This is a genomic window from Dyadobacter subterraneus (assembly GCF_015221875.1).
GTDB classification, from domain to species: Bacteria; Bacteroidota; Bacteroidia; order Cytophagales; family Spirosomataceae; genus Dyadobacter; species Dyadobacter subterraneus.
This window is the reverse complement of the sequence record NZ_JACYGY010000001.1, coordinates 3,542,847-3,567,850: the sequence shown is the minus strand read 5'-3', so window position 1 is coordinate 3,567,850 and position 25,004 is coordinate 3,542,847. Positions and strand designations below refer to the sequence as shown.

Below are 25,004 nucleotides of genomic sequence, written 5' to 3'. Positions count from 1 at the left end.
GGCGCAATTTCAGATTATTTATGATACTTTGCAATTTCCGGGGGCAGTAATCTGAGAGTAATTTTAAAAGTTGGCGTAAATATTTCGATTTAATGGAATATTAATTTTTATTTGGACAAAAGGATTAATAAAAATAACATTTAAGGGTAAGTATTGCGTATTGAAGTCTTCCATTAAAAGTGAAAAACCTGAACAGGAACTTAGTTTTTAAAATTGAAAAGATGAAAAAAGCAGAAGATAACCGCCGCGATTTTATACGTAATACGATGAGTAAAGCCGCCGGACTCGTCATGATGTCAGCACTTCCGGGCGAGGCTGGGAACATACTGGCCGGTAGTAAAAAAGACGAAGTAGTTGAACCAAATGATAATTTTGTAGTGGAACCCGGTCGTATAAAATTTGCGGTTATCGGTATGAATCACGGTCATATTTATGGACAGGTTGAGGCCGTAACAAGAGGAGGCGGGCAGTTGGTAGCCTATTATGCCAAAGAAGCCGATCTTACCGCAGCATTTGCAAAACGTTTTCCGGATGCAAAACTGGCCGCAAGTGAAAAAGAAATTTTAGACGATAAATCTATACAGCTGGTTTTAAGTTCAGCTATTCCTGATGAGCGCGCACCAATTGGCATTCGCGTTATGAAGGCTGGAAAAGATTATATGGCAGACAAACCGGGTATAACTTCTTTGGAACAATTGGCACAGGTGCGGAAAGTTCAAAAGGAAACTGGTAGAATTTATTCTATCATGTTCAGTGAAAGACTGGAAAATCGTGCGACGGTAAAAGCAGGAGAGCTGGTTAAGGCGGGTGCGATTGGAAAAGTAATCCAAACCATCGGTTTGGGGCCACACAGAACGTCGTTAAGTACCCGCCCTGACTGGTTCTTTGATGCCAAACGTTATGGCGGCGTTATCTGCGATATTGCCTCACATCAGTTCGATCAGTTTCTATTTTTTACCGGATCCACAAAGGCGGAAGTTGTTGCGTCGCAGGTAGGAAATGTGAATCATCCGCAATATCCTAAGTTTGAGGATTTTGGAGACTGCATAATCCGGGGAAATGGAGGCACTGGATATATACGGGTTGACTGGTTCACACCAGATGGTCTGAAATCATGGGGTGACGGCAGGTTAACTATTTTAGGTACAGAAGGTTATATTGAAATTCGTAAAAATATTGATATCGCCGGGCGCGACGGAGGAAACCATTTATTTCTGGTTAACAAAAAAGATACTCAGTATATTGATTGCAGTAAAGAGCCACTACCTTACGGAAAACAGCTGGTTGACGATGTATTGAACAGGACAGAAACTGCCATGTCCCAGGAGCATTGCTTCCTTGCCACTGAGTTGTCTTTAAAAGCTCAAAAGCAAGCCCAAATGATTAAACTTACCGTTTAATTGTGTTTAGATTATTCCATTAAAAAGCTGAACCGGATGCAAAAGCGGCTTGTTCAGCTTTTTAACTTTCACTGCTCAATCCATTTATAAGCTTTTCCACTGATTTCATAATCATTTTTAAATAATTCAGTTTTCCTGTTGCCTGTGTAATCATCACGCCGCCTTCAATGGTAGCAATGATCGTCAGTGCAATTTGTTCAGGATCAATGGAGGATGGAAATTCTTTTTGTTCAATTCCCTTTTCAATTACACTTGTTATTCTGTTTTTCCAGTCAACAATTCCGGCAACTACTTTTTTGCGCAGTTCCGGATGAGTATCATCTGCTTCAATAGCTGTGTTAAGAATAGGGCAGCCTCCAGGTGGAAAAGGATTAGACAGAAAATTCATATAAACATGTACAAATACCAAAAGTTGTCCTTTTGCAGTATCCTGCTGGCTCATTTCTGATGCGAAAATCTTTCTGATTTTTTGCAAGTTATAATCAAATGCCGCCAGGGCAACCTCATCTTTATTGGAGAAATTCCCATAAATGCTGCCCTTGGTAAGTCCGGTTGCATCCGTCATATCATTGATAGAAGTTCCGGCATATCCCTTCCTGTTAAAAATTGGCGCCGTTTTCTCTATAATGAATGCCTTCGTTTTTTCAGCTTTTGACATGTTTGTAATTATTTTTCACAAATTTATACCATTCGGTATTATTTGCCAAATTTTATACTGTCAATTTGATAGGCTGGATTTATATTAAGTGCTTTGCTAGATTTTGGTAGTAGTCTCAATGAATTCTTAATGTTGGATAAGGATACAATAATTTTTGATATCCACCTCCGTATCCACATGATGGAAATAGGGTATTTTAAATCAGGTTGACAATCATTCCTTGCTGTAAACCCCGAGAATTATATACTTGGATCCGTTGTAATCGTATTCATTCATTAATCGTTCAATTACTTTTTCGGCATGGCGTTCAGATAGAAATTCTTTATACCATTTTCCAACTTCATTTTGAACATCAATCGGTTTTGGAAGTATGCCTTTTTCGGGATCCAGAATAAAAATACTGAATGTTTTTTCCATAGGGTAAATATCGTGAGGAATAATTTTCACTAATTTAATAAAAATAATACTATTCCGACAGATTCCTCTTTCGCAGTGCTTCGCTGATGCGTGTACTTTCAGACGCCCTGGTAACGGTTTCAATAATTTGATATAGATCGTTAGCCGCTTCTCTTTCCGTCTCAAAGCTTTCGTCATGAAAAAACAGAATATTGCTTTCTCTGTCGGGATATTCACCTAAAAGCACAATTTCGCCGATATAGCCTGAGTCAGTTTTGATAATTCTGGTAATGATGGATTCAGGATGATCGGCTATGATTTTCAAGTCATTAAATTCTATCCGAAAAATATCAAAGTAGCTCATGGATTTCCTGGTAAAGGTCGTTTGGAAAGTTTAGTGGTAGTACCAAACCGCAATGTAGTCAGGCTTCCTGATTTTTTACGAGTTCAGGTTTTAAACTTTCCCAAAACTCATGCTGCACTTCGAATGCTTCTTCGGGAGTAACATAATCGACATAATTTTCTTCTCTGCCCTGGCTTTTCGCACGAAGGACAGGATCAACCCAGCCATCCAGTTCATACGTTTCAACCCGGTATGCCCACTCACAGCCATCCTGACTTACGTTTGCAGATACAATTACTTTCAGTTTTTCACCCACAGGACGGTGTAGAATCTTTTCAAAGCTAATTTCCATTTTGTAAGAGTTTTTATGGTTGGCTACGGTTACCCCTAAATGATTAAATCTCTTTCCATATAAAAGTAATGCCACTGCTCAATAAAAACGTGTAAAATGATCATTAAGGTTTGATTGGTGATATGACCATAGATTGCCAAATATATAATTCTGTTTTTAAGTATAAATTGAATATTTTTAATAGGTGATTTGGCTGATTTCGAAAAAAAAATCTATATTTGTTCATTATACCAAATTACACCCCACAATAGAACAAATTTGTATTGAAAAATATGTACAAGAAAATTGAACAATACGGAGATAGGATTTTTATTATCTCATTGTTAACAATGGTTATGATTGTTGCACTGGTATTCAAAAAACCAGTGAGCAATAAGGTGCTGGAGGATAGAATTTTTTCGAGTGTAGAATATAATTCCTCACAGTCAGGCGTCACTAAAAGCAGCAAGCTATAAATTTCGGATTTTAATTTCCATTGGATACATAAAGGTTGTTCATTCAATCCTGAGGTCTAAAATGTATTGAAAACTGATGGAAATAATTGACGAACTGGTATTCAACCTGCCAGTTGTAACGATATGCAATTTCTTTTACAATAGCCAGGCCTAATCCGCTGCTAGGTGTGTTGCTGGAAGAGGTTATAAATCGTTTGAACAATGTATCCTTATTTAAAGGATTGTTTCCCGTATTGCTGATTATCAAATCTTTATCGGTTAACTTTATCCTGATGGTTCCATTTTCCTGACTGTGGCGAATGGCGTTGAGAAGTAGGTTAACAAGCATAATTTCCACAAGGCTTTTGTTTGCAGTTACGGAAGAATCTTCATCAATCTCCATTTCCACAGTATTATTTTTTGCAATCAAGTGTTCTCCTAAAAATTCCAGGTTCTGGTTTACAAGTTCGGTCATATTGATCAGTTCATCCTCTGCGAATTGTTGATTTTCAATTTTGGCAAGTAATAACAGATTCTTATTTATTCGGGAAACTCTGGAAAGCGGCATATTCAATGAGGCAATCAGTTCAGACTGACTCTCTGTAAGCGACTCGTTTTGCATTAATAAATCAATTTTTGATTTTAGGACCGCAAGCGGTGTTTGAAGCTCATGAGAAGCATTTTCTGTAAATTCTTTTTGTTGACGGAATACAGAAATGTTCTTAGCTATCAATTGATAGAGTGCCTGATTCAGCTGTTCGAATTCCTGAATATCTGATTTTTCGAGATTTATATTATTCTGGCTGTTCAGATCAAATGATTTTAAACGGTCCAGTGTAGAATGAAACGGTTTCCAGATTTGTGTGGCAATTCTGCGGTTCAAAATTACAAAACCGGCTAGCAGAATAATAAAAAATAATACGGTTACAGCTGCAATGGCAAAAACCGTTTCGTGCGCTTCTTCGACGTTGATTTCAATCGTGAGATGATAAAGTTCACCCTGTACTTTTATGTATGACGACAATCCCCGGTACCTTTCCAGATCTTCTTCACTAGCACTTTGTTTTCCCCGCATAATCGTATAAATACTATCGGGAGGGCTTACTCTCAATAAAGATTTTTCGATTTTCGTACCCGGCTGTGTTTTGTTCCAGAGCGCAATTGTTTTCTCCCATTCATCTTTATGAAGGCTTAATTTGTTCAATCCTGACTCGATCCTGCTTTTTACAATTTCGTTATATTCATCCAGTTCACTGCGCCAGATATAGTCAACAATAAAGTAATAAACGGGAATACTGCACGCCAGAACCAGCAAAGCATAAAGAGTAAAAGCTTTCAGAGGCCTGTTTAAAAGTTTGTTCATGCTTCCCATTTATAGCCTGTTCCATAAATCGTTTTGAGGTAATTCCGGTATCCTGCATCTACAAGTTTTTTCTTCATATTTTTGATATGAGCGTATACAAAATCATGGTTATCAAGCATATCCGCAATGTCTCCGGATAAGTGTTCAGCCAAAGCACTTTTGGAAATTACGCGGTTTTTATTGCCAATAAACAGCAAAAGCAGATCGAACTCTTTTTTTGTCAGAATAACAGGCTCATTGTTGACAAGAATTGTTTTTGCCAGTAAGTCAATTTGAAGTTCGTGCAGTTTGATAATATTGGAATTCCCGAATTGTTTTCTTCTGATGACCGAATAAATTCGAGCGGCTAATTCTGACAAATGAAATGGTTTGGCCAGATAATCATCAGCTCCGATTTGTAATCCGGCGATTTTATCATTTAGAGAATCTTTGGCAGAAATGATAATAACGCCATCCTGCTTATCGTGTTTTTTGAGCTCTTCCAGGATTTTCAATCCGTCACCACCGGGAAGCATCAGATCCAGTAAGATGCAGTCGTAGTTATATACCTCAATTTTATCCAAAGCCTGTTGAAAGGTTTCAGCAAATTCACACAAATAATTTTCATCCGATAAATAAGCGGAAATATTCTGAGCAAGCTCCTTTTCGTCTTCTATAATAAGGATTTTCATAAGGCTAATTTACAAATTCAATTCCGAATTAATTTTGAAGATCGTATATCTAAAATGATGGCATAGTATTTGAAGTATGAGTGCTACACAAGATGAAATCAAATTAACAAACCACGACATCCTTACCAAATAGCATTATGGAAAATAACATCACCACGAACGAGTCGGATTCTAGTCCTAGGATAACAGAAATGGCTACGCTTTCTCACGTTTTGGAAAAATTACGTTTGAAAAAACTTGATAACGAATTCAGATGGACTGAGGACGGTTTTACAGCCGGAAAGGGGAAAAGTTATAATCCGGAAGATTTAACTATTATCAAAACATATCGTTTTGAAGGTGAATCTGATCCTGCTGATTCTTCAATTTTGTATATTATTGAAGCAAATGATGGCCTGACGGGTTATAGTCTTGATACTTACGGCGTTTACAGCGATCATGGCGGAGAAGAAGGTTATGATAATTTCATCAGAAAAATTCCTATTTCCGACCGCGATGAACAATTGATTTTTGAAGTTTAGAATAAAGAAATAGCCATAAAAATAAAATAGAACTGAGATCAGATTATTGATCTCAGAGAAGTGAAAAGTCAAAACGGGAAAGTTTATATGATGCCACCAGGTGCGTATAAGTTTTCCCGTTTATTATGTTATCATAAAATTAATTGCATTCCCGGCCAGGATTTTTGCGCTGTGATTTTAATGATTAATTTCGGGTGATATCCTAAACTTAATTTTTAAATTCTAACATGAAGTCAGTATTCGTTGGTGTTTTTTCGCTGCTATTAACTTTTCAAAATTTTTCAGTTTCCGCTCAATCCAAGGTCAAAAAAACGGTTTTTGTAATAGTTGACGGAATTTCGTCTGATGCATTGGAAAGTATTCCGAGGCCGAATATTGATGCTATTTCAAAAACAGGAGGATATACCCACGCACATGTTGGTGGTGATAAAAATGCATATTCACAAACTCCGACCATTTCCGCAGTAGGTTATAACAGTTTGCTGACGGGTACCTGGGTCAATAAACACAATGTCTGGGACAATGATATAAAAGATCCGAACTATAATTACTGGACTATTTTCAGATTTTTCAAAGAACAGTATCCGAACAAACGCAGCGCAGTTTTTTCTTCCTGGCTTGATAACCGGACCAAGCTTGTCGGTGACGGTTTGCCCCAAACGGATAAGCTAAGAACTGATTTTCCGTTTGACGGTTTTGAACTGGACACCATTCATTTTCCGCACGACAAGCTGAAAGCTTACATGCATCAGATTGACGAAAAAGTGGTTGAAGAAGCTGCTAAAACCATTAAAAATAATGCGCCGGATCTGTCCTGGGTTTATCTGGAATATACAGACGATATGGGACACCGGTATGGCGACAGCGACCAGTTTCACGAAGCGATTAAAATGATGGATAACCAGATGGGGCGTTTGTGGGAAGCAGTTAAATATCGCGAGAGAAATTTCGGAGAGGATTGGCTGATCGTGATTACAACAGATCATGGCCGCGATCCAAAAACCGGAAAAGGACATGGCGGTCAATCAGACAGAGAAAGAAGCACCTGGATTGTTACTAATGCAAAGGATCTGAATACTAATTTTAAATCAAATCCGGGAATTGTTGACATTATGCCGACTGTTGCCCGTCACATGGACGTGAATTTTCCAAAAGAACAGGCTTTTGAAATTGATGGTGTTTCGTTGACAGGAAAAATTTCCATCCTTAATCCGGCAGCAAAAAAAGAAGCTGGCAAGATTAATGTGAACTGGAAAGCCTCTGATAAAGAAGGAACCGTTAAAATCTGGCTTACAACGACTAATCACTTTGAAAAAGGAGGGAGGGATCTCTATTTTTTTATGGATGAGGTTCCCGCAGCAAGTGAAAAAGCAGATATTGATGTATCCAAAATTCCTTCGAAATTTTACAAAATCGTGTTGGAAGGAAAATACAATAATTTAAACCGCTGGATTGTAGAGTAAAAATTATTTAATTTTACCGAACAATCGGTAAAAGGAATAATTATGCCAGTGACCAAAGTTTTTCCAAAAGATGTAGACCGAAAGTTATCCGACGTATTTACGCGTTTCGGGTATGACGGCGCATCTATGGAGTTATTATCTCAGGCTACGGGATTAAAAAAAGCCAGTCTTTATCATCGTTTTCCAGGTGGGAAAAAAGATATGGCGGCGCATGTTTTGAAAAAAGTAGAGATATGGTTTTTGGAAAATGTTCAGTTTGTTATTGAACAGGAAAACCTGCCCGTTGAAGAAAGACTTCAAATAGCTTTACTGGGAATCAGCAACTTATTTGAGGATGGGGCAAGGAATTGTTCGCTCAGGATGTTGTCCGCCTGCTCTGAAACGCCTTACTTTCAATCTTCAATTGCAAGTTGTTTTACTATTTTGAGTGAAAGTTTTACAAAAATAGCTGTTGAAAATGGTATGGATGAGCGTATGGCCAAAACGAAAGGAATGCAGGCAATTGTCAATATTCAGGGTTCACTGGTTATTTCAAGAGCCATGAACGATAATGATATTTTCAAAACAAGTATTGCGGCTATTCCACAGCTTCTTGGATTTCCTGAAAAGAAAAGCGTAAAATAATTTTTATTTTACCGATCGTTCGGTAAGTTTGTTTTTTATTTCAGCAAATTTATTTTAAAAGGTATTAGTGCAAACAAATTTTAATTTCGCCTTTTGAAATTGTAAAACTAACCAGGAAGCTAATATTTTTAATCAATCGAGTTCAAAAATGAAGGTTAATAAAGAATTAAACCGGGTGGTGATTACGGGCCTTGGCGCTTTAACACCAATCGGAAACAACGTGGATGATTTTTGGAAATCATTAGTAAACGGTGTTAGCGGTTCAGCAAATATTACAAAATTTGATACAACACATTTCAAAACGAAATTTGCCTGTGAGCTTAAAGGCATTAACGCCCAGGATTTTTTTGAAAGGAATGAGGCCAGAAAATACGATCCTTTTACTCAATACGCATTAATAGCGGTTGAGGAAGCGGTGAAAAATGCAAATATTAATTTTGATACACTTAACAGAAACCGCATTGGCGTGATTTGGGGAAGTGGTAACGGCGGTATCCAGACTTTTCAGGAGCAAGTATCCGAGTTCGCAAAAGGAAATGGAACACCACGTTTCAATCCCTATTTTATTCCTAAAATGATTGTAGATATCGCATCTGGTGTCATCTCAATAAAATACGGTTTGCGCGGACCGAACTTTACAACCGTTTCGGCATGTGCAAGTTCTAACACTGCTATAATAGATGCTTTCAATTATATCCGTTGGGGTAAGGCGGACATGATTATTACCGGCGGCTCTGAGGCGCCGATTAATGAAACCTCAATCGGAGGATTTAACGCGTCAAAGGCTTTGTCGACTTTTAACGAAGATCCTGCAAGGGCATCTCGTCCATTTGATGTGAACAGAGATGGTTTCGTAATGGGTGAAGGCGCGGGTGCGTTGGTTTTGGAAAGTTATGAACACGCCATAAAACGCAATGCACAGATTCTTGGTGAGGTAGTTGGCGGCGGAATGGCTGCGGACGCCTATCACCTGACAGGTACGCATCCGGAAGGTGAGGGAGCTTATCTTGGTATTTTGGAGGCATTGGCAGAAGCAAATTTGCAGCCGCATGAAATTGATTATCTGAACGTTCACGCAACTTCGACACCGATGGGTGATGCAAGTGAATTGAAATCAGTTGAACGCGTTTTTGGTTTCAATTCCGGCCTTAATATTAGTGCAACAAAATCCATGACAGGTCACTTACTGGGCGGAGCGGGTGCAGTTGAGGCCATTGCGTGCATTATGTCCACCATCCATGATATTGTTCCTCCAACCATTAATACTGTTGAAATTGAACCTGAACTGGAAGGGAAATTTAATTTGACTTTGGGTGAAGCGCAGAAAAGAACAGTTAATTATGCGATGAGCAACACCTTTGGTTTTGGCGGCCATATTGCCACAAGTGTCTTCAAAAAGTTTGCAGAATAGATTAAAGCCTCGTTGGCTGAATAGAAAAAAATGGATGCAGGATATGGAGTTTTTCCTCCCAGCATCCATTTTTTAATTTAGAATTTAATTTTTTCCGGGCGGCGGAGCTGTGACCTGGGTTATTTATAATTTTGAACGGGACCGCCCGTTGCTGTTCAGGATTTTGTTGCCATTTTGGTAATTTATTGCCTTACCAGAAAAGGACCGTTCAACAATATTTTGTCTTTGTCAAGGCTTATGACCGTTAACTTTCCCAAAACTCCTTTGTCAGGATCCACAACGTAACCTTCCGTATCATTTACTGTATAAGCCAGAACAATTTTGTGGGCGGGATTAAAATCAGTTTCCTGGTTAAGACTGATATTTTCCGGGAAAATAATTCTCAGACTTGTCTTGGCATTGTCTGAATCCTGCGTTCCGACTACGGTCACAAAACTTTGAGCAAGCACAGCAGCTACGGTTGTGTTGACACTGTTTGTAGTATTTGCAATACAATTTTTATCGCAGATTTGAGCGAACAAATAATTCTACGGCAGGGCATTATCATCTTTATAAGGCGACAAACAAAGGATACAGATCAGAAGTAAAATAAGCTGTGGCATAATCATCTCTTATGTTCAGTCAAATTTTGCCTATGTATAAAATAGGTTAAATAATTAATTCTAAACACTTTACAGATTCAACCGGAAATGAAACCTTGCAAGTCAAATTTTGAAACTGTCGGCTGTTGAATTTATTGTGTAAAGGGTAATTTTGTAACTGGCATAATTTTTTCTCAGTTCCTCAAAATCTATATTCTTTTTACACTTTTAATTAAAAACCACATGAAAAAATTATCGTTAACACTGATGATGCTTTGTGCTGTTAGTACATTCACTTTTGCGCAATCTTTCAGTTTTGGTCCGAAGGTCGGAGTTAATGTCAGCAATTACACAGGAGGAAATATTGAATCTGATGCGCTTGTAGGTTTCCATTTGGGTGGACTTTTACAATTTGGGATTGGGCAGCATTTTGCCATTCAGCCGGAAGTACTTTTTTCGACACAAGGAGCAAAACTGAATAATGGTAATTTGGACGGGGTAAAATATAAGACCAATTATGTAGGTGTGCCTGTCATGTTTAAATTAAAAACAACTGGTGGATTTTACATTGAGGTGGGACCTCAATTTTCATTCCGTACGAGTGAGGACATTCCTAATCAAACCTTTGATCATTTTGCAAAAAATCTTGACCTGGCCGCAGGAGCTGGCTTAGGCTATCAGTCGCCGATCGGATTGGGTATAGGTGCCCGTTATATTGCTGGTTTGTCTAAGGTTGGGGATTTTTCGGGCAATAACATCGACCCTGATTTTAAAAGCAGCGTAATTCAGGTTAGTTTGTTCTGGGCAATACCCGTTATTAAATAATACTTCTACACTTCATACACTGTTAAAGTGGGCATTTTGTCCACTTTTTTTGTTTCACACCAGCGAAATTTACCACAAAATGGGATAACCGATGCGGTAAAAAATAAAAAGCCTTGATAATATCAAGGCCCTTTTGCTCATTTTAACCCTCCTCTACACTTGTAAAATAAGTGATGTAAAAGTAGAACAGGAAAATTAAAAAACAAAGGAAATTATAGAATTAATATTACTGACATGTAATATTAATTCTATAATTTAATTCGAATTTTCGTCAAAATCCACATTTATATATTAATAGAAAATTTATATCAACCGCTTTTGCTTGATAATTAGTATTTTAGATAAATCAGCCCGCTTGAAAAACTTTTCGAATAATAGAAAAATTTTGAGAGACTGGTATGATATTTTCTTTTACGTCGTTAGTATCATAAATAAATTCGACGTTAAGAGAACTGTTATAAGGGGTAGCACTTAAACTAAAAACCTTTATATCATGCTATTTAATCCTAAGTACATCAAAGACGATTGGGTAAAAAAGAAGGGCAGCAGCCAGTTAATGCAAATTGACGAATATCAAACCGAAGTAACAGAAGGAGTAACCACCGGTTGGGGAATTAACACCGCGCCAAGAAAGTACAATGGCAAGGTCTGGTGTAACTGGATCAATAAAAACAACGCCCTTGTCACAGAACCTTTCCTTGAATCGGAATTGGAACCTGTAAAATGGCCAGAAGAAACTGCAAAAATCAGATAAAAAAAGCTTAAACTTTGATATAATTATATCAGTAAATACTTTAATTAAAAGTGTTTATTGATATAGTAATATCAAACTTAATGTCTGGCTTTATGCGTATATATCTGAACGTTGCAATTTGTGTTGTATTACTCGCCAATCTTGCTGTGGCACAGGGCGCTAAAACATTGGCCATAGGTTCTGCCGCACCTGATTTTCGTTTGAAAGGTGTGGATGACAAAATTTACTCCTTGAAGAGTTTTGCGGAAGCACCTATCCTGGCCATTGTCTTTTCGTGTAATCATTGTCCTACGGCGCAGGCTTATGAAGACAGGATTAAGGCGCTGTCATCTGATTTTAAAGCTCAGAAGGTTGCAGTTGTTGTCATTTCTTCCAATGATCCGAAAGCGATCAGGCTTGACGAACTTGGCTACACTGATATGAGTGATACTTTTGATGAAATGAAGTTACGGGCCAAAGACAAGAGTTACAACTTCCCATATCTTTATGACGGAGACGACCAGGCAACGGCGCTGGCTTACGGACCAGTGGCAACGCCGCACATTTTCATTTTTGATAAAGATCGTAAACTCCGGTACAATGGCAGGATTGATGATGTTGAAAAACCAACCGGCACACCTAAGAATAAAGATGCATACAATGCTATTCAGGAATTGGTGAGCAATAAGCCGGTGAGTGTGCCTGCAACAAAGACTTTTGGCTGCTCTATGAAGTGGATCACCAAAGAACATGGTGTACAGGATGAGGAAGCTGCCTGGGCAAAAGAACCAGTAAGTATTGAAACCATTGATGAAGCTGGGTTGAAAGAGCTTATTGCAAACAAATCGGACAAGCTTAGACTTATAAATGTGTGGGCTACCTGGTGCGGTCCGTGTGTAACTGAGTTTCCGGATTTTATGCAAATGCATCATATGTACCGCAATCGTGATTTTGAATTTGTTTCGGTAAGTGCGGATAATCCTGACAAAAAAGAAAAGGCTTTGAAATTTCTTCAGGGAAAACGCGCTTCGAACAAAAACTATATTTTTAATACCGAAGACAAGTATAAACTAATTGAGTCCATAGACCCGAACTGGCAAGGCGCATTGCCCTATACTATTTTGGTTGAACCGGGCGGAAAAATCGTTTATGCGAAACAAGGCCCGATTGATCCGAAAATGATGAAAAAGGCCATTGTGGAAAATAAATATATAGGCCGTTTTTACTGACATAATCAAAAAATATTTAAGACCGAAAGCCGCTATCCAGCGGCTTTTTTGTTTTTCAAAAATTTATTTTGAAAAAATAATACCTAAACATTTGTTCGTACGAAAAATTTCCTACCTTTGAAATGTGATCAGTAAATAAGTGTTTTATGGAGCCTACAAAATCTGAGTTAGAAATCTTGCAAGTACTATGGCAGCACGGGCCGTCGACAGTCCGTTTTGTGAATGACAAATTAAATGAAGAGAAACGGTCTGTGCAGTATTCTTCAACCTTGAAACTCATGCAGATCATGGCTGAGAAAGGGATTGTGAAACGCGATGAAACAAGCATGAAACATATTTACAGTCCTGCCGAGGAAGAAGATAAGACCAAAAAAGTTTTGCTGAAAAAATTTGTGGATACGATGTACAAGGGCTCTGCAAGCAGCCTGGTGATGCAGCTTTTTGGTAATAAAAATACCTCAAAAGAGGACTTACAGGAAATCAGGGATTTTCTGAAAAAGTTGGATTAACGATTAAAATTCAAATTTTAACTTATTAGCCATGAAATTTTTTGTTCTGGATTCCGGATTTGTATCTGTAATAATTCAGTCGATTTGCCGCACTTTGCTGCATTCGGTTTGGCAGGGATTGATCCTTGCGGTTATTACAGGAATTATTTTAACCAGTACCAAAAAATCAAAACCAGCCGTACGTTATAACCTCTTGTCATTGTCACTTTTGGCATTTGTTATCGCTACCAGTTTCACATTCTATACCGCCTTTGATCAGCAACAAAAGGTAAAATCATTTTCTGAAATAAATAATTTGGGAATAGTCAAACCCTCCCAATCTCTACTTGAAACTCCGTTTGGTACATTAAGAAAAATATCGAAACTCGAAAATATCGAGCAATTTTCAGATCAATTCCTGAGAGAAAACGCCACGGTTTTAGTCGCAATCTGGTTATTGATTTTTAGTCTGAAATCAGTGAAGGCACTAGGCGGACTTCTTTATATTCATAGACTCAAACGGGAAGATAACACCGTACCTGATCACGTTTGGATAAGATTGATCAGCGATTTGGCAGTCAAACTTAATATTCATACAAAAATACAGCTGCTGGAATCTGAAAGAGTCATGGTGCCCATGGTAGCAGGAGTTTTAAAACCGATAATTTTTGTTCCGGTCAGTTTCTTTTCACTACTGCCACCTGCTCAGATTGAAGCTATTTTACTGCATGAACTTGCACACATCAAGCGGAGCGATTATGCCATTAATCTGATCCAGAATTTTTGTGAAAATGTATTCTTTTTCAATCCTGCCGTGTTATGGATTTCCGCTTTAATCAGAGAAGAACGAGAGCATTGCTGCGATGATCTTGCGATATCTGTGATGGAAAACCAGACTTCTTTTGTTGAAGCACTCGTATCATTTCAGGAATATAAACTGGCAGATCAATCGCTGGCGATGGCATTTCCCGGAAGACGAAATTTCCTGCTCGACAGAATAAAACGCATTATCTATAAACATAATAAACCGTTAAATGCCATGGAAAAAATATTTGTAACAGCCAGTTTAATTACTGCAACTTTAATGACTGCCGCATTTTCTCCGGTCGTAAAAAAGGATCTTCAATTGCTGAAACCAAAACTTGAAAGGGTTTTAGAAGTTAGTAAGCCTGAATCTTCTTTTCTTCCGATTACGATGGAAGACACCTTACCGAAGAAAAGTCACAGCTCTATTTATTCAGAATCAGGCAAAAGCACAATTGAGTTAACGAAGGATAACAAGCACTATGAAATTGAAAAAGTTAACGGAAAACTTACGTCGCTTAAAATAAATGGGCAGCAAATTTCAGAGGATAATATGACCTCTTATAAAGATGAAATTGATGCCATCATGCTGGATGTAAAAAGGGAACATGAAAAAGCAGACAACGCCAGAGCTGAGGCGGATGTTATGAGAAAACAAGCGGAAGGAAATAGAAAGGAAGCCGACAAAATGAGAGTTGTTGCAGACAAAATGCGCGCCGAGGCAGATCAGTCACGGTTGCTGGCAAATGCCGGAAGAGAAAAGGCAGATGAAGTGCGTAAAGCTGCCGAGAGTAACAGGCTGGAAGCAGAAAAACAGAGGGGAGTGGCTGACAAATTAAGAGGAGAGGCAGAAGTGCTTCGTCTTCAGGCTGAGGAAAACCGGAAATCGGCCGATGAATTAAGAAAGCAAGCAGAAATTTCAAGAAAAGAAGCAGATAAAGCCAGGGTGGCTTATGAAAAATTGCAGAATAATTTGATTGAAGATTTAATAAAAGAAGGAGTTGTTAAAAGCAAAAATAATCTCTCGTACAAACTTAATAGTGAGGAGCTTGTAGTAAACGGCGTGAAACAACCGGCCGCTTTGCATCAGAAAATTAAGGAGAAATATGTTGAAGGTCCGGGATGGGAAGTCATTTACAATTTTAGTGGAAGAACTGGTATTTCAATTACAAAATAAATATCAGTTTAGCCATCCAAAAAAAGGTTCGGAAATAGTAAGAAATATGAATGCCTGTCAAGAATAATTTTGGCAGGCATTTTGTGTTTACGTGTTTTTAGTACAGTAAAATACGATGTGCTGCTGTTTTTAAATAGGACGATATTTAAATTGCTTCCTATGTACAGAAGAACATTCATTAAAAATACCGCGCTGGTTACAGCACTTGGTATAGTAGTTCCAGAAACCTTTGCTGCACCAAAAGCCAAAAACAAATTGCCAAAGTGGAAAGGATTTAATTTGCTCGACTTTTTTTCTCCCGATCCCAAGCCAGATCGCCGTCTTACTGTTGAGGAACATTTCAAATGGATGCACGATTGGGGTTTTGATTTCGTGAGGTTGCCGATGGCTTATCCTTCCTATATTAAATTTGACAGAAGCAAAAATATAACCCCGGCAGAAGTTTATAATATTGATGAGCCCTCTGTTGAAAAGATAGAAAAACTGGTTTTTCTTGCCCATAAGTATAATATGCACGTGAGCCTTAACCTGCACAGAGCACCGGGTTATTGTGTAAACGCAGGTTTTCATGAGCCTTATAATCTCTGGACAGACCATGAAGCTTTGAATGCTTTTTGCTTTCACTGGAATATGTGGGCAAAACGTTTTAAAAATACCTCCTCCAAACTGATCAGTTTCGATCTGTTAAATGAGCCAAGTCTGAGAGAAGATATGAACGACCAGCTTTCCAAAAGAAGCTCAGTCCCCGGTGCTATTTACAGGAAAGTGGCAATTGCAGCTTCGGAAGCTATACGGAAGGAAAATCCCAAGCATTTAATTATTGCAGATGGAAATGATGTTGGATCAACCGTTATTCCGGAAATTACGGATTTGGACATTGGTCAGAGTTGTCGTGGTTATCACCCAGGCGTTATATCTCACTATAAAGCACCCTGGGCTAACAAGGATCCTGAACATCTACCAGATCCAAAATGGCCGGGACAGGTAGGAAATCAATATCTGAGCCGTGAAATGCTGGAAAAATATTATAAGCCGTGGATTGATCTGGTCAATCAGGGCGTAGGCGTGCACTGCGGTGAATGCGGAAGCTGGAATAAAACACCGCATGACGTTTTTCTGGCCTGGTTTGGTGATGTGCTGGATATACTGTCATCCAACGGAATTGGTTTTTCGTTATGGGAATTTATTGGGGATTTTGGAGTCCTGGATTCAAAAAGAACTGACGTGGCTTATGAGGATTTTCATGGCCATAAACTTGACAGGAAATTATTGAACCTGATGTTGAAGTATTGATCAGATTAACGTCGATAGGCAATTGGCTTTCGTGAGGGAAGAATTTTTCGACGGAAAGCCAATTGCTTAAGATTTATAATTGATTAGTAGAAGAATTGCTCTGATACAATCTGGCCATTTTTTACTTCATAAAGCATAATCTGATTGATCTGAATTCTTCCAAATTTTTCTATGGTTATATCGATTTCTCTGCCAACGGCAAAATGATCGCCGCCAACAACTGGCTCGGTCGTGTGTGCTCCGTGAAATGCTAAAATTGTTTTTATGAAATCCTCACCCTTTTTACGAACAGCGGCTTTCCCTTCCGCATATCCGAAATATGGAGAATTAACCGGATCAGTACTTTTAACATCATCCGAGAAAAATTCATCCTGGATTTCAAACCATTTTTCCTGCTTTGCAAGCTCATTGAAACGGGCTGCTACTTCAAGAGTTGTTTTTGCTTTGTTAATTGTTGACATAGACATCTTTCTTTAGGGTTTTCAAGGTTTCCATTTTTTTATCATTAATCGGGCCATTTCTTTTAGTATTAGTGTATGCAAAAGTAACGTCCGGATATTGCTTTATTAAGGTGTAAAATGGACTTTGTACAGGGGCGTTTTGGACAGAATTTCTGAAAGCCTATCGGTTTTTTAAAAATGATTCTGCACTCATAATTTCTATATTATGCTGCTAAATATTCCCTGAGACTTTTGACAGGTATCATCCCGTTAAAAGTTTTTTCAGGATTCCAACGCAAGATTCAAGTTCTTCAATGGTTGAAGAAGCAAAACCTAACCGGGTGGCATTACGGATTTCAGCAGGAGAGTTGTTTTCTGATCCGTCCGAAAAAAACAGGTCGTTTTGTATTGCTTTTGCTGATAATTCTTTGAGATTGATGTTTTTGTCAAATTCTCCCCAAACGGCCATACCGCCATCCGGCTTTTGAAAATTCAGATAATCGCCTAGTTCTGTTTGTAAAAGATCACAAAAATAATCTCTTCTTGTACGGTAAGTTCTTAATGATTTTCGCAGATGACGCTGAATAATACCATTTTGTAAAAGCTCCGCCATTGCATTTTCAAGCATCATATCTCCCTGACGGTCAATGATTCTGCGTAGCTGGGCAAGATAGGTAATCACATTTTCTGATCCCACCAGATATCCTACCCGAAATGCGGGTGAGATTGCTTTGGTAAAAGAACCGCAGTATAAAACCATTCCTGACCGATCGGCTCCTGCAAGCGGAAGCAAAGGTTTGCTTAGATAATGAAAGTCGTAATCGTAATCATCTTCAAAAATAATAAATCCGTATTTCTCAGAAAGTTGCAGCAAATGTATCCGTCGATCAGCCCGGAGTGCGACCGTAGTAGGGTAGTGGTGATGAGAAGTTACATAAACCATTCGGACGCTCTGTTTTTGGCAGATTTTTTCCAGTGCATCCGTATTGATGCCAAATTCATCAACCGGCACTTTTATAACCTTTGCTCCGGCCTGTAAAAAATTATTGCTGGCACTGGACCAGCTCAATTCTCCCAAAACAACAGAATCTCCTGATTTAAGCAATCCTGTACTTGCCAGATATAAACCCATCACAGTCCCGCGCGTGATCAGAATATTTTCCGGAGATGTTTTCAATCCTCTTGTTTCATTTAAATACAAAGACAATTCTTTACGCAGCCAATAGGATCCGGCCGTGTCGCCATAACCCAGTCTGGTGTATGGATTTCCGGTTAGCAGCTGTGTACGGTACGCACGTGAAAGTTCTTCCAAAGGTGCAAGTCTTGGATCCGGAAAACCATCGTCCAGGTGTAGTTTAATATTATTTTTGATTACTGCCCGGTTCAAATGAGGCTTTTGGTCGAAGGTAAAACCAGCTTTTTTGTTCGAATCAATATGCCCCATAGTTTCATTTAAAGGAGACTGGGGTATAATTTCAGGAAGGTGAGCGGCAACAAAAGTACCGGTACCAATGCGACTTTCCACCCAACCCTGGGCCAGCAACTCCTCATAAGCACGGACGACTGTTTTGCGATGTATGTTTAACGAATCAGCCAGTTGTCTGCTGCTGGGCAACTGAAAACCGGGTTGTAAAAAACCTTGTCGGATTAATTCCATCAACTGGTTTGCGATTTGAATATAAACCGGCTGTTTAGAAGTTTTGTCCGGCTTGATCAGTGAAGCGAATGGTTGCATGAGTGGACTACTTGTTTTGTCAAAATTGGATGATTGCAGCGATCCAATAATCCGACAAATTTGTAAAAAAACAAAATATGTCAGCACCAAAATCAAAACTTATTCCGAGCCGCTCGGCAAAACGTGCTCATTTTGATCCTGAGTCAATTTACCCGATTCTCGACGAAGCACTTTTCTGTACCATTAGTTATTCAGTGGATGATCAGCCATTTTCTATCCCTACCTCTTTTGTTCGATATGAAAACAAAATTTACATTCACGGATCAGTGGGCAGTCATTTCATTCGGGAAATTGAAAAGGGAATTCCTGTTTGTATCACGGTTATGTTAGTAGATGCACTCGTGGTTGCAAAATCGGCATTTAGTCATTCGGTGAATTACAGGTCAGTAGTCGTTTTTGCAAAAGCCGAAGTAATAGATGATATAGATCTGAAAATAGCGTCATTCGAGTGGCTTACAAATAAGATTGTTCCGGGAAGCTGGGAGTACCTGAGACCTGTAAAACTGAACGAAGTAAAGAAAACAACAGCGCTGGCTTTTACACTGGAGGAGGCTTCGGCAAAAATAAGAACCGGTATGCCCATTGATGAAGAAGAGGATAAGGAACTTCCGATATGGTCGGGTTTGATCCCTTTAAAAACAAGCCGTTTGACTCCAATCGCCGATAGTTCAAGCGAAAATATAATATTGCCGGAGCACTTGCTCTAACAGGATAAGCAGGCCGCAAGCACTATTCCTTACGTTCATTGCAGTCCCTTGGGGGATTGCGGTGAACGTTTTGTTTTGAATGGAAATAAATGCCGTATTCCCCGAACACAAAATAGCAAAATTTTAAGTTTTGTTCTTTCTTTGTTATCTTGTAGTAATGATACGACGCATATGAACAAATTAGAACAAGCATTTCTTCTTTTTGACGATTATAACAAACAATCACCAGAGCACGTAATCTGGAAAGGTGAGGAATTTCCTTCTGAATATTTTTATGCGTTGAAACTATATGATTGGATAAATAAACTTGAACCTGACGCACCGGAAGCATTATTGCTTGCATCAAGAAGTCAGCACATTGGGCGTTGGGAAATAGCAAGGAAATCATATCCTGAGGGCCGTATGGGTTATCTTAAATGGAGAAGCGATCTGGGCAAATTTCACGCACAGAAATCGGCAGAATTGCTATCAGAGGCGGGATATGATGAAGAAACGATCAGCAGGGTTAAGCAAATTATACTCAAACAAAGAATAAAGGCGGACAAGGATGTGCAGACTATTGAGAATGCACTTTGCCTCGTATTTCTGGAATTTCAGTTTGATGATCTGATTCAAAAGCTGAGCGAAGAAAAAATGATTGATATTTTGCAAAAAACCTGGGCTAAAATGAGCGCTCCCGGGCAAGAAGCCGCCTTGTCAATGCATTATAGTGAAGAAGGTACGGCATTGTTAAAAAAAGCACTGAACGCTGATTAGAGAATACAAAAAAGCAACACACTTAGGATATAAAAAATGAAAACAAGCTTCCTCAATGAATCTTTGGAAATGGTTATTTCCGGCATTGACGCCGGAATGTGGGATTGGAATTTAATCACAGGCCAGCAGATTTGGTCCGACAGATTATATACAATTTTAGGATATGAACCAGAAGAGTTTGAGCCAGACTATCAAACATTTCTGAATTTACTGGTTCATCCGGATGACCGGAAAATTGTTGAAAGCGAGATTGACAACCAGTTAAAAAATCGTGTTCCATATAAAGTTGAAATTCGTTTAAAGACTAAAACGAATGAATACAGATACTTTCAATGCTCTGCTACGGCTAAGTTCGAAAACGGAGAAATAGTTAAAATGGCAGGCTCGATCCAGGATATTCAGGATCGCCGTATTTTGGAAGAAAAACTGTCCAAAAGTATAAAAAAAGACCAGAAGCTTGCTGAGGAAAAACTGCGGGTCATTTTTCAATATTCAACAGATGCTCATTTACTTTTTGATGAAACAGGAATTGTAGATTGTAATGAAGCGGCAATTAAAATGCTTCGCTGCAAGGATAAATCAGATTTACTTTCTTACCATCCGGCAATTTTTTCTCCCGAGTTTCAACCGGATGGAAGGCGCTCTGATGAAAAATCCAGGGAGATGGACAGGCTTGCTTATGAAACAGGTTACAATCAGTTTGAGTGGATTCACAGAAGAATTGGCGGAGAAGAATTTCCCGTTGAAGTAACGCTTAATCCGGTCAGTATTGCCAATAAACTTGTTTTGCTCGTTGTATGGCATGATATCACGGAAAGAAAACTCGCCGAGGAATTAATAAGAAGAAATGAAGCCATGCTGGCAGAATCCCAGGAACTTACCCATAGCGGAAGCTGGGAAGCCGATTTACTGACTGGCAAAAATTACTGGTCGGCGGAGACGTTCCGGATTTTTGGAATGGAACCGACGGATAGTACACCGAGGACAAAGGAATTTACGAGAAAAATACATCCTGCTGACCGGGACTTGTATCGGACACAAATTCAGAAAGCAATTACTGAGAAGACATCATCAAGTTTTGATTTACGTATTATTCTGCCGGGTGGACAGGTCAAGTATATTCATGCAATAGGAAAAGCAGCAACGGATAAATCTGGTAAAGTGGTAAAACTTTACGGAGCAATTCTTGATATTGACGAACACAAAAGAGCGGAGAGAGAATTGGTGCAGGCAAAAGAAGAGGCAGAATTGGCAGCCATAGCAAAGTCACAATTTTTGTCTACCATGAGCCACGAAATCCGTACGCCGATGAATGCGGTAATCGGGTTTACACATTTGCTTTTACAACAAAGTCCAAGGCCGGAGCAAATGGAATATCTGAATATTCTCAAATTTTCAGCTGAAAATCTTTTGGTGTTAATCAACGATATTCTTGATTTCAGCAAGATTGAAGCCGGAAAGATTGAATTTGAAGAAGTAGACTTCAATATCCATAATCTGGTGGAAAATATCCGGCTTGGCATGGTTCACAAAGCCAAGGAGAAAGGTATTCAGCTGAAATTAATGATCGACAGCGATTTAAACCGTGCTGTAATCGGTGATCCTGTTCGGATGGGACAAATTTTGACCAATCTTATCAGCAATGCCGTCAAATTTACCAATGACGGAAAAGTTATAATTTCCGCATCCCTGGCTAAACAAGAACCTGACCATATTATTATCGATTTCGAAATTTCTGATACGGGTATCGGAATTGCAGCTGATAAAATCAACAATATATTTGAGAGCTTTACGCAGGCCAGCTCGGATACTACCAGGAAATTCGGAGGGTCAGGGTTGGGACTTACGATCACTAAAAGACTACTTGAATTGCAGGGAAGCAAAATCGAGGTAAGGAGCACTATTGGTAAAGGCTCCGTTTTCTTTTTCAGTATGCGCTTTAAGACAAGTTCGAAACAACTGATTGACCAGGCGAAAGCGGATCTTCCAAAAATACAAAGTTTGAAAGGGACAAAAATTCTTATCGCTGAGGATAATCAAATCAACGTTATTCTAGCCAAACAGTTTTTCAGGCAGTGGGATGTCGAGTGTGATGTTGCAGAAAACGGACTTCTGGCCTTTGAACTTGTGCAAACCAACGATTATGATCTGGTGTTGATGGATCTTCAGATGCCGGAAATGGATGGATACGAAACGACAGCTAAAATCAGAAGCCTGGGTGGTGTAAAGTTTGTAAATCTGCCGATCATCGCACTAACTGCTTCCGCTATGTTAGATATAAAGGATAAAGCATTTGATGTTGGCATGAATGATTATTTAAGCAAGCCATTCAATCCAAATGAATTGTATTCTAAAATTTCCTATTACAGGCAATTTGTCCATTAGTCAGGTTGAATTTGGTTAAGATATTTTGTCGAAATACTTTTATTGAAATCGAACTTTCGGACGCTACCAGCGCAGTATCGGGTTATAACATTGTTTGAATTTTGAAAAATATAACTTAATTAATAAGTATATTTTTTTTAACGAAGCTAGTATACGTTTCTTTTGACAAAGTGCTTCATATCGCTGTAAATGCTATATTAGCGACTTATATAAAATATTATCTGTCGGTTTTTGGTGATTGTAGCTATTGTTCGTAATTTTACTGAGTAACTTTTCGACAGGAATATTATAAAATTTTTTACAAATTAATTGCGAAATAGATTTATATTCGCTTGAACCCAACCCTCGACACATTCAACACTTTCATATTTTGACAAAAGCACAGAATCAAAATGTTTTTTTTAAGACTGAACTGATGATTTCTCAACAGTCCGGATTCTCTACTGTGCCATGGACTATACACTCATTACTTAAAATTGACAGTCACGTATATCCTATTTTACTCAACATATGAACCCACGAAAAACTCTACTGGTAATGGACGATGAACCAAGTATTTGTAAAATACTGGAACATTTTCTAAAAAAAGATTTTAATGTTTTCGTCAAAAGTGATGGCGCGGAGGGAATGCTTTGGCTTGAAGAAGGCAATGAAGTAGATTTGATCATCGCAGATTTGCAAATGCCAAACCTGAATGGCAAAGAATTTCTAAAAATCGCAAGAGCCAGTAATCTATATTCCGATATCCCGGTCATTATTCTTTCCGGATCGGACGAAAGCAGTGAGCGCATCCAATGCCTGAATCTTGGAGCTGATGACTTCATGGTTAAACCCTTTAACCCCGTTGAAGTGCAGGCCAAAGTGAACGCCATTTTGAGACGCAGCAAAAGATATTCCTGATACTATAAATCTATTTTAGCATGATGGAGTGGACAAGCCAGTCTGATGGAACTTCGGTTGATTCCAAAGTACCTCCTTCTTCTCAATATCGCATCGCCTATCTGAGCAAGGATTTTGAACAGTATCTTTGGTTCTCAGCCAATTATGGTAATTATTTACAAATTGAATATTTCGAAGAAAAGGATGATCTTCTAAAAGCCTTGCAGGAATATTTTCCGGCAGATGCTATCCTTGCACACGTTAAGAGTGGTGCCTGGGATTTACTTGATCAGGTCAGGAGTAGTCCGGGATTTGGCAATATTCCATTTGTTGTTCTGGTTGAAAATCTGAATCCCGCTGTGATCAGGAACGCAAGAGCAAAAAAAGCAGATGATATTTTTGCCACAGATTTTAGTGAAGGCGACCTTTTGACGAGGCTTCGTTATTTCACAAAACGGCAATGGTATGTTGCCAGCAAAGCTTCACAAAAAATACAGGCAGAAGAAAATCGGACTCCAATCTGGAAAAGGACCATTGATGTGGTGTCGACCGGTAGCGCAGTGATTTTGCTGTTACCTATTTTTATTCTCGTAGCCATTCTTATCCGCCTTGATTCAAAAGGACCTGTTTTTTATAAATCCAAAAGGGTAGGAAGCGGATATAAAATTTTCGACCTGTACAAATTCAGAACCATGCGTACGGATGCTGACCAGCTGATCCGAAAAATGGCTGCTCTTAATATGTACAATGCAAAACCTGCGGAACAGGAAGTAAAATCCGAAAATTCCAATTTCTGTGAAGAATGTAATAGCGGGGGTTTTTGCAATCGTCGTTTGTTTTTGGATGGGAAAGAAATCTGTGAAAAGGTTTATCAGACCCAGAAAGAACAGAAAGCGGCATTTATGAAATTTCAGAATGATCCAAGGATTACAAGAATTGGTAATTTTCTTAGAAATACCAGTCTGGATGAACTGCCCCAGCTGATCAATATTCTGAAAGGAGATATGTCCCTGGTAGGAAACCGTCCGCTGCCACTTTACGAAGCAGAGAAACTTACAACTGACCATGCAATTTTACGCTTTGCCGGCCCGGCAGGACTTACCGGATTGTGGCAGGTAACAAAACGGGGAAAAGGCAAATCAGACATGTCAGAAGAAGAAAGAACAGAACTGGATATAACTTACGCCAAAAACTTTTCCTTTAAAATGGACATGAAAATCATCCTGATGACTTTCCCCGCATTGTTTCAGTCTGAAAATGTATGAGTCGGCGACATGTCCGTTGTGATCAGCAGTATAATTCCCATCCATAGACAGTTCTCTTAAAAAGTACAATA

Annotated in this window: 25 protein-coding genes; 16 read left to right on the top strand and 9 right to left on the bottom strand. The window is 38.8% G+C overall.

From position 1 onward, the window contains the following. Positions 1-221: 221 nt before the first annotated feature. Positions 222-1,400 (top strand): Gfo/Idh/MocA family protein, encoded by a 1,179-nt coding sequence (locus IEE83_RS14755; protein ID WP_194121310.1) that lies wholly within the window; start codon positions 222-224, stop codon positions 1,398-1,400. A 61-nt stretch (positions 1,401-1,461) separates the two neighbouring features. Here IEE83_RS14755 and IEE83_RS14750 read toward each other — a convergent pair whose 3' ends face one another. The 6 genes from IEE83_RS14750 to IEE83_RS14725 form a co-directional block, all read right to left on the bottom strand. Next, positions 1,462-2,058 carry a TetR/AcrR family transcriptional regulator gene (locus tag IEE83_RS14750; RefSeq protein ID WP_194121309.1) on the bottom strand — a complete coding sequence of 199 codons (597 nt, stop codon included), beginning with the start codon at positions 2,056-2,058 and terminating at the stop codon, positions 1,462-1,464. A 213-nt stretch (positions 2,059-2,271) separates the two neighbouring features. Further along, positions 2,272-2,475 (bottom strand): hypothetical protein, encoded by a 204-nt coding sequence (locus IEE83_RS14745; protein ID WP_194121308.1) that lies wholly within the window; start codon positions 2,473-2,475, stop codon positions 2,272-2,274. A gap of 49 nt (positions 2,476-2,524) precedes the next feature. Further along, positions 2,525-2,818, bottom strand: a complete 294-nt coding sequence (locus tag IEE83_RS14740) for a hypothetical protein (protein WP_194121307.1) — start codon at positions 2,816-2,818, stop codon at positions 2,525-2,527. A 58-nt stretch (positions 2,819-2,876) separates the two neighbouring features. Further along, the gene (locus IEE83_RS14735) at positions 2,877-3,149 is read right to left on the bottom strand and encodes a hypothetical protein (RefSeq protein WP_194121306.1); all 273 of its coding nucleotides are present in this window, start codon (positions 3,147-3,149) and stop codon (positions 2,877-2,879) included. Between the two features lie 498 nt (positions 3,150-3,647). Continuing rightward, positions 3,648-4,946 (bottom strand): sensor histidine kinase, encoded by a 1,299-nt coding sequence (locus tag IEE83_RS14730; protein ID WP_194121305.1) that lies wholly within the window; start codon positions 4,944-4,946, stop codon positions 3,648-3,650. After that, a complete protein-coding gene (locus tag IEE83_RS14725; protein WP_194121304.1) occupies positions 4,943-5,617 on the bottom strand; it encodes a response regulator transcription factor in 675 nt (224 codons plus the stop codon). Before IEE83_RS14725 ends, IEE83_RS14730 begins: the two co-directional genes overlap by 4 nt. A gap of 137 nt (positions 5,618-5,754) precedes the next feature. Here IEE83_RS14725 and IEE83_RS14720 point away from each other — a divergent pair, with 137 nt between their 5' ends. From IEE83_RS14720 to fabF, 4 genes are all read left to right on the top strand, one after another. Beyond that, positions 5,755-6,138, top strand: coding sequence for a hypothetical protein (locus IEE83_RS14720; protein WP_194121303.1), 384 nt, complete (start codon positions 5,755-5,757; stop codon positions 6,136-6,138). A 227-nt stretch (positions 6,139-6,365) separates the two neighbouring features. Beyond that, positions 6,366-7,601, top strand: coding sequence for an alkaline phosphatase family protein (locus tag IEE83_RS14715; RefSeq protein ID WP_194121302.1), 1,236 nt, complete (start codon positions 6,366-6,368; stop codon positions 7,599-7,601). Positions 7,602-7,643: 42 nt separating this feature from the next. Further along, positions 7,644-8,225, top strand: a complete 582-nt coding sequence (locus IEE83_RS14710) for a TetR/AcrR family transcriptional regulator (RefSeq protein WP_194121301.1) — start codon at positions 7,644-7,646, stop codon at positions 8,223-8,225. Between the two features lie 148 nt (positions 8,226-8,373). After that, positions 8,374-9,636: a beta-ketoacyl-ACP synthase II gene (gene fabF / locus IEE83_RS14705; RefSeq protein WP_194121300.1), complete on the top strand. Its 1,263-nt coding sequence runs from the start codon at positions 8,374-8,376 to the stop codon at positions 9,634-9,636. A 182-nt stretch (positions 9,637-9,818) separates the two neighbouring features. On the opposite strand, the gene IEE83_RS14700 is transcribed toward fabF, so the two are convergent. Next, positions 9,819-10,157: a hypothetical protein gene (locus IEE83_RS14700; protein ID WP_194121299.1), complete on the bottom strand. Its 339-nt coding sequence runs from the start codon at positions 10,155-10,157 to the stop codon at positions 9,819-9,821. Positions 10,158-10,460: 303 nt separating this feature from the next. Here IEE83_RS14700 and IEE83_RS14695 point away from each other — a divergent pair, with 303 nt between their 5' ends. The 6 genes from IEE83_RS14695 to IEE83_RS14670 all read left to right on the top strand — a co-directional run bounded on the left by IEE83_RS14695 (position 10,461) and on the right by IEE83_RS14670 (position 16,766). Continuing rightward, on the top strand, positions 10,461-11,042 hold the full coding sequence (locus IEE83_RS14695) for a porin family protein (protein WP_194121298.1): 582 nt from the start codon (positions 10,461-10,463) through the stop codon (positions 11,040-11,042). Between the two features lie 493 nt (positions 11,043-11,535). Next, complete coding sequence (locus IEE83_RS14690; protein WP_228101818.1) at positions 11,536-11,796, top strand: hypothetical protein; 261 nt, start codon at positions 11,536-11,538, stop codon at positions 11,794-11,796. Positions 11,797-11,888: 92 nt separating this feature from the next. Next, on the top strand, positions 11,889-13,004 hold the full coding sequence (locus IEE83_RS14685) for a redoxin domain-containing protein (protein WP_228101817.1): 1,116 nt from the start codon (positions 11,889-11,891) through the stop codon (positions 13,002-13,004). A gap of 146 nt (positions 13,005-13,150) precedes the next feature. Continuing rightward, positions 13,151-13,513 carry a BlaI/MecI/CopY family transcriptional regulator gene (locus IEE83_RS14680; RefSeq protein ID WP_194121296.1) on the top strand — a complete coding sequence of 121 codons (363 nt, stop codon included), beginning with the start codon at positions 13,151-13,153 and terminating at the stop codon, positions 13,511-13,513. A gap of 31 nt (positions 13,514-13,544) precedes the next feature. Continuing rightward, a complete protein-coding gene (locus IEE83_RS14675) occupies positions 13,545-15,473 on the top strand; it encodes a M56 family metallopeptidase (RefSeq protein ID WP_194121295.1) in 1,929 nt (642 codons plus the stop codon). Between the two features lie 159 nt (positions 15,474-15,632). Further along, the gene (locus IEE83_RS14670) at positions 15,633-16,766 is read left to right on the top strand and encodes a glycoside hydrolase family 5 protein (protein WP_194121294.1); all 1,134 of its coding nucleotides are present in this window, start codon (positions 15,633-15,635) and stop codon (positions 16,764-16,766) included. Positions 16,767-16,849: 83 nt separating this feature from the next. Here IEE83_RS14670 and IEE83_RS14665 read toward each other — a convergent pair whose 3' ends face one another. Then, entirely contained in the window at positions 16,850-17,227 is a 378-nt protein-coding gene (locus tag IEE83_RS14665) for a nuclear transport factor 2 family protein (RefSeq protein WP_194121293.1), read from the bottom strand. A gap of 241 nt (positions 17,228-17,468) precedes the next feature. Further along, positions 17,469-18,941, bottom strand: a complete 1,473-nt coding sequence (locus IEE83_RS14660; protein ID WP_194121292.1) for an aminotransferase-like domain-containing protein — start codon at positions 18,939-18,941, stop codon at positions 17,469-17,471. A gap of 77 nt (positions 18,942-19,018) precedes the next feature. Here IEE83_RS14660 and IEE83_RS14655 point away from each other — a divergent pair, with 77 nt between their 5' ends. The 5 genes from IEE83_RS14655 (at position 19,019) to IEE83_RS14635 (ending at position 24,933) form a co-directional block, all read left to right on the top strand. After that, entirely contained in the window at positions 19,019-19,648 is a 630-nt protein-coding gene (locus tag IEE83_RS14655) for a pyridoxamine 5'-phosphate oxidase family protein (protein WP_194121291.1), read from the top strand. A gap of 171 nt (positions 19,649-19,819) precedes the next feature. Further along, the gene (locus IEE83_RS14650; protein WP_194121290.1) at positions 19,820-20,404 is read left to right on the top strand and encodes a DUF4202 domain-containing protein; all 585 of its coding nucleotides are present in this window, start codon (positions 19,820-19,822) and stop codon (positions 20,402-20,404) included. A gap of 36 nt (positions 20,405-20,440) precedes the next feature. Continuing rightward, positions 20,441-22,789, top strand: a complete 2,349-nt coding sequence (locus IEE83_RS14645; RefSeq protein ID WP_194121289.1) for a PAS domain-containing protein — start codon at positions 20,441-20,443, stop codon at positions 22,787-22,789. A gap of 510 nt (positions 22,790-23,299) precedes the next feature. Next, a complete protein-coding gene (locus IEE83_RS14640) occupies positions 23,300-23,689 on the top strand; it encodes a response regulator transcription factor (protein WP_194121288.1) in 390 nt (129 codons plus the stop codon). A 20-nt stretch (positions 23,690-23,709) separates the two neighbouring features. After that, on the top strand, positions 23,710-24,933 hold the full coding sequence (locus IEE83_RS14635) for a sugar transferase (RefSeq protein ID WP_228101816.1): 1,224 nt from the start codon (positions 23,710-23,712) through the stop codon (positions 24,931-24,933). The last annotated feature ends 71 nt before the right edge of the window (positions 24,934-25,004 follow it).

What these genes read in the sequence shown, in the direction of transcription:
- IEE83_RS14695 (WP_194121298.1), top strand. Translation starts at nt 10,461, where the DNA reads ATGAAAAAATTATCGTTAACACTGATGATGCTTTGTGCTGTTAGTACA.
- IEE83_RS14750 (WP_194121309.1), bottom strand. Translation starts at nt 2,058, where the DNA reads ATGTCAAAAGCTGAAAAAACGAAGGCATTCATTATAGAGAAAACGGCG.
- IEE83_RS14715 (WP_194121302.1), top strand. Translation starts at nt 6,366, where the DNA reads ATGAAGTCAGTATTCGTTGGTGTTTTTTCGCTGCTATTAACTTTTCAA.
- IEE83_RS14730 (WP_194121305.1), bottom strand. Translation starts at nt 4,946, where the DNA reads ATGAACAAACTTTTAAACAGGCCTCTGAAAGCTTTTACTCTTTATGCT.
- IEE83_RS14745 (WP_194121308.1), bottom strand. Translation starts at nt 2,475, where the DNA reads ATGGAAAAAACATTCAGTATTTTTATTCTGGATCCCGAAAAAGGCATA.
- IEE83_RS14660 (WP_194121292.1), bottom strand. Translation starts at nt 18,941, where the DNA reads ATGCAACCATTCGCTTCACTGATCAAGCCGGACAAAACTTCTAAACAG.
- IEE83_RS14665 (WP_194121293.1), bottom strand. Translation starts at nt 17,227, where the DNA reads ATGTCAACAATTAACAAAGCAAAAACAACTCTTGAAGTAGCAGCCCGT.
- IEE83_RS14670 (WP_194121294.1), top strand. Translation starts at nt 15,633, where the DNA reads ATGTACAGAAGAACATTCATTAAAAATACCGCGCTGGTTACAGCACTT.
- IEE83_RS14740 (WP_194121307.1), bottom strand. Translation starts at nt 2,818, where the DNA reads ATGAGCTACTTTGATATTTTTCGGATAGAATTTAATGACTTGAAAATC.
- IEE83_RS14685 (WP_228101817.1), top strand. Translation starts at nt 11,889, where the DNA reads ATGCGTATATATCTGAACGTTGCAATTTGTGTTGTATTACTCGCCAAT.
- fabF (WP_194121300.1), top strand. Translation starts at nt 8,374, where the DNA reads ATGAAGGTTAATAAAGAATTAAACCGGGTGGTGATTACGGGCCTTGGC.
- IEE83_RS14650 (WP_194121290.1), top strand. Translation starts at nt 19,820, where the DNA reads ATGAACAAATTAGAACAAGCATTTCTTCTTTTTGACGATTATAACAAA.
- IEE83_RS14635 (WP_228101816.1), top strand. Translation starts at nt 23,710, where the DNA reads ATGATGGAGTGGACAAGCCAGTCTGATGGAACTTCGGTTGATTCCAAA.
- IEE83_RS14725 (WP_194121304.1), bottom strand. Translation starts at nt 5,617, where the DNA reads ATGAAAATCCTTATTATAGAAGACGAAAAGGAGCTTGCTCAGAATATT.
- IEE83_RS14645 (WP_194121289.1), top strand. Translation starts at nt 20,441, where the DNA reads ATGAAAACAAGCTTCCTCAATGAATCTTTGGAAATGGTTATTTCCGGC.
- IEE83_RS14735 (WP_194121306.1), bottom strand. Translation starts at nt 3,149, where the DNA reads ATGGAAATTAGCTTTGAAAAGATTCTACACCGTCCTGTGGGTGAAAAA.
- IEE83_RS14690 (WP_228101818.1), top strand. Translation starts at nt 11,536, where the DNA reads ATGCTATTTAATCCTAAGTACATCAAAGACGATTGGGTAAAAAAGAAG.
- IEE83_RS14755 (WP_194121310.1), top strand. Translation starts at nt 222, where the DNA reads ATGAAAAAAGCAGAAGATAACCGCCGCGATTTTATACGTAATACGATG.
- IEE83_RS14710 (WP_194121301.1), top strand. Translation starts at nt 7,644, where the DNA reads ATGCCAGTGACCAAAGTTTTTCCAAAAGATGTAGACCGAAAGTTATCC.
- IEE83_RS14675 (WP_194121295.1), top strand. Translation starts at nt 13,545, where the DNA reads ATGAAATTTTTTGTTCTGGATTCCGGATTTGTATCTGTAATAATTCAG.
- IEE83_RS14720 (WP_194121303.1), top strand. Translation starts at nt 5,755, where the DNA reads ATGGAAAATAACATCACCACGAACGAGTCGGATTCTAGTCCTAGGATA.
- IEE83_RS14655 (WP_194121291.1), top strand. Translation starts at nt 19,019, where the DNA reads ATGTCAGCACCAAAATCAAAACTTATTCCGAGCCGCTCGGCAAAACGT.
- IEE83_RS14640 (WP_194121288.1), top strand. Translation starts at nt 23,300, where the DNA reads ATGAACCCACGAAAAACTCTACTGGTAATGGACGATGAACCAAGTATT.
- IEE83_RS14680 (WP_194121296.1), top strand. Translation starts at nt 13,151, where the DNA reads ATGGAGCCTACAAAATCTGAGTTAGAAATCTTGCAAGTACTATGGCAG.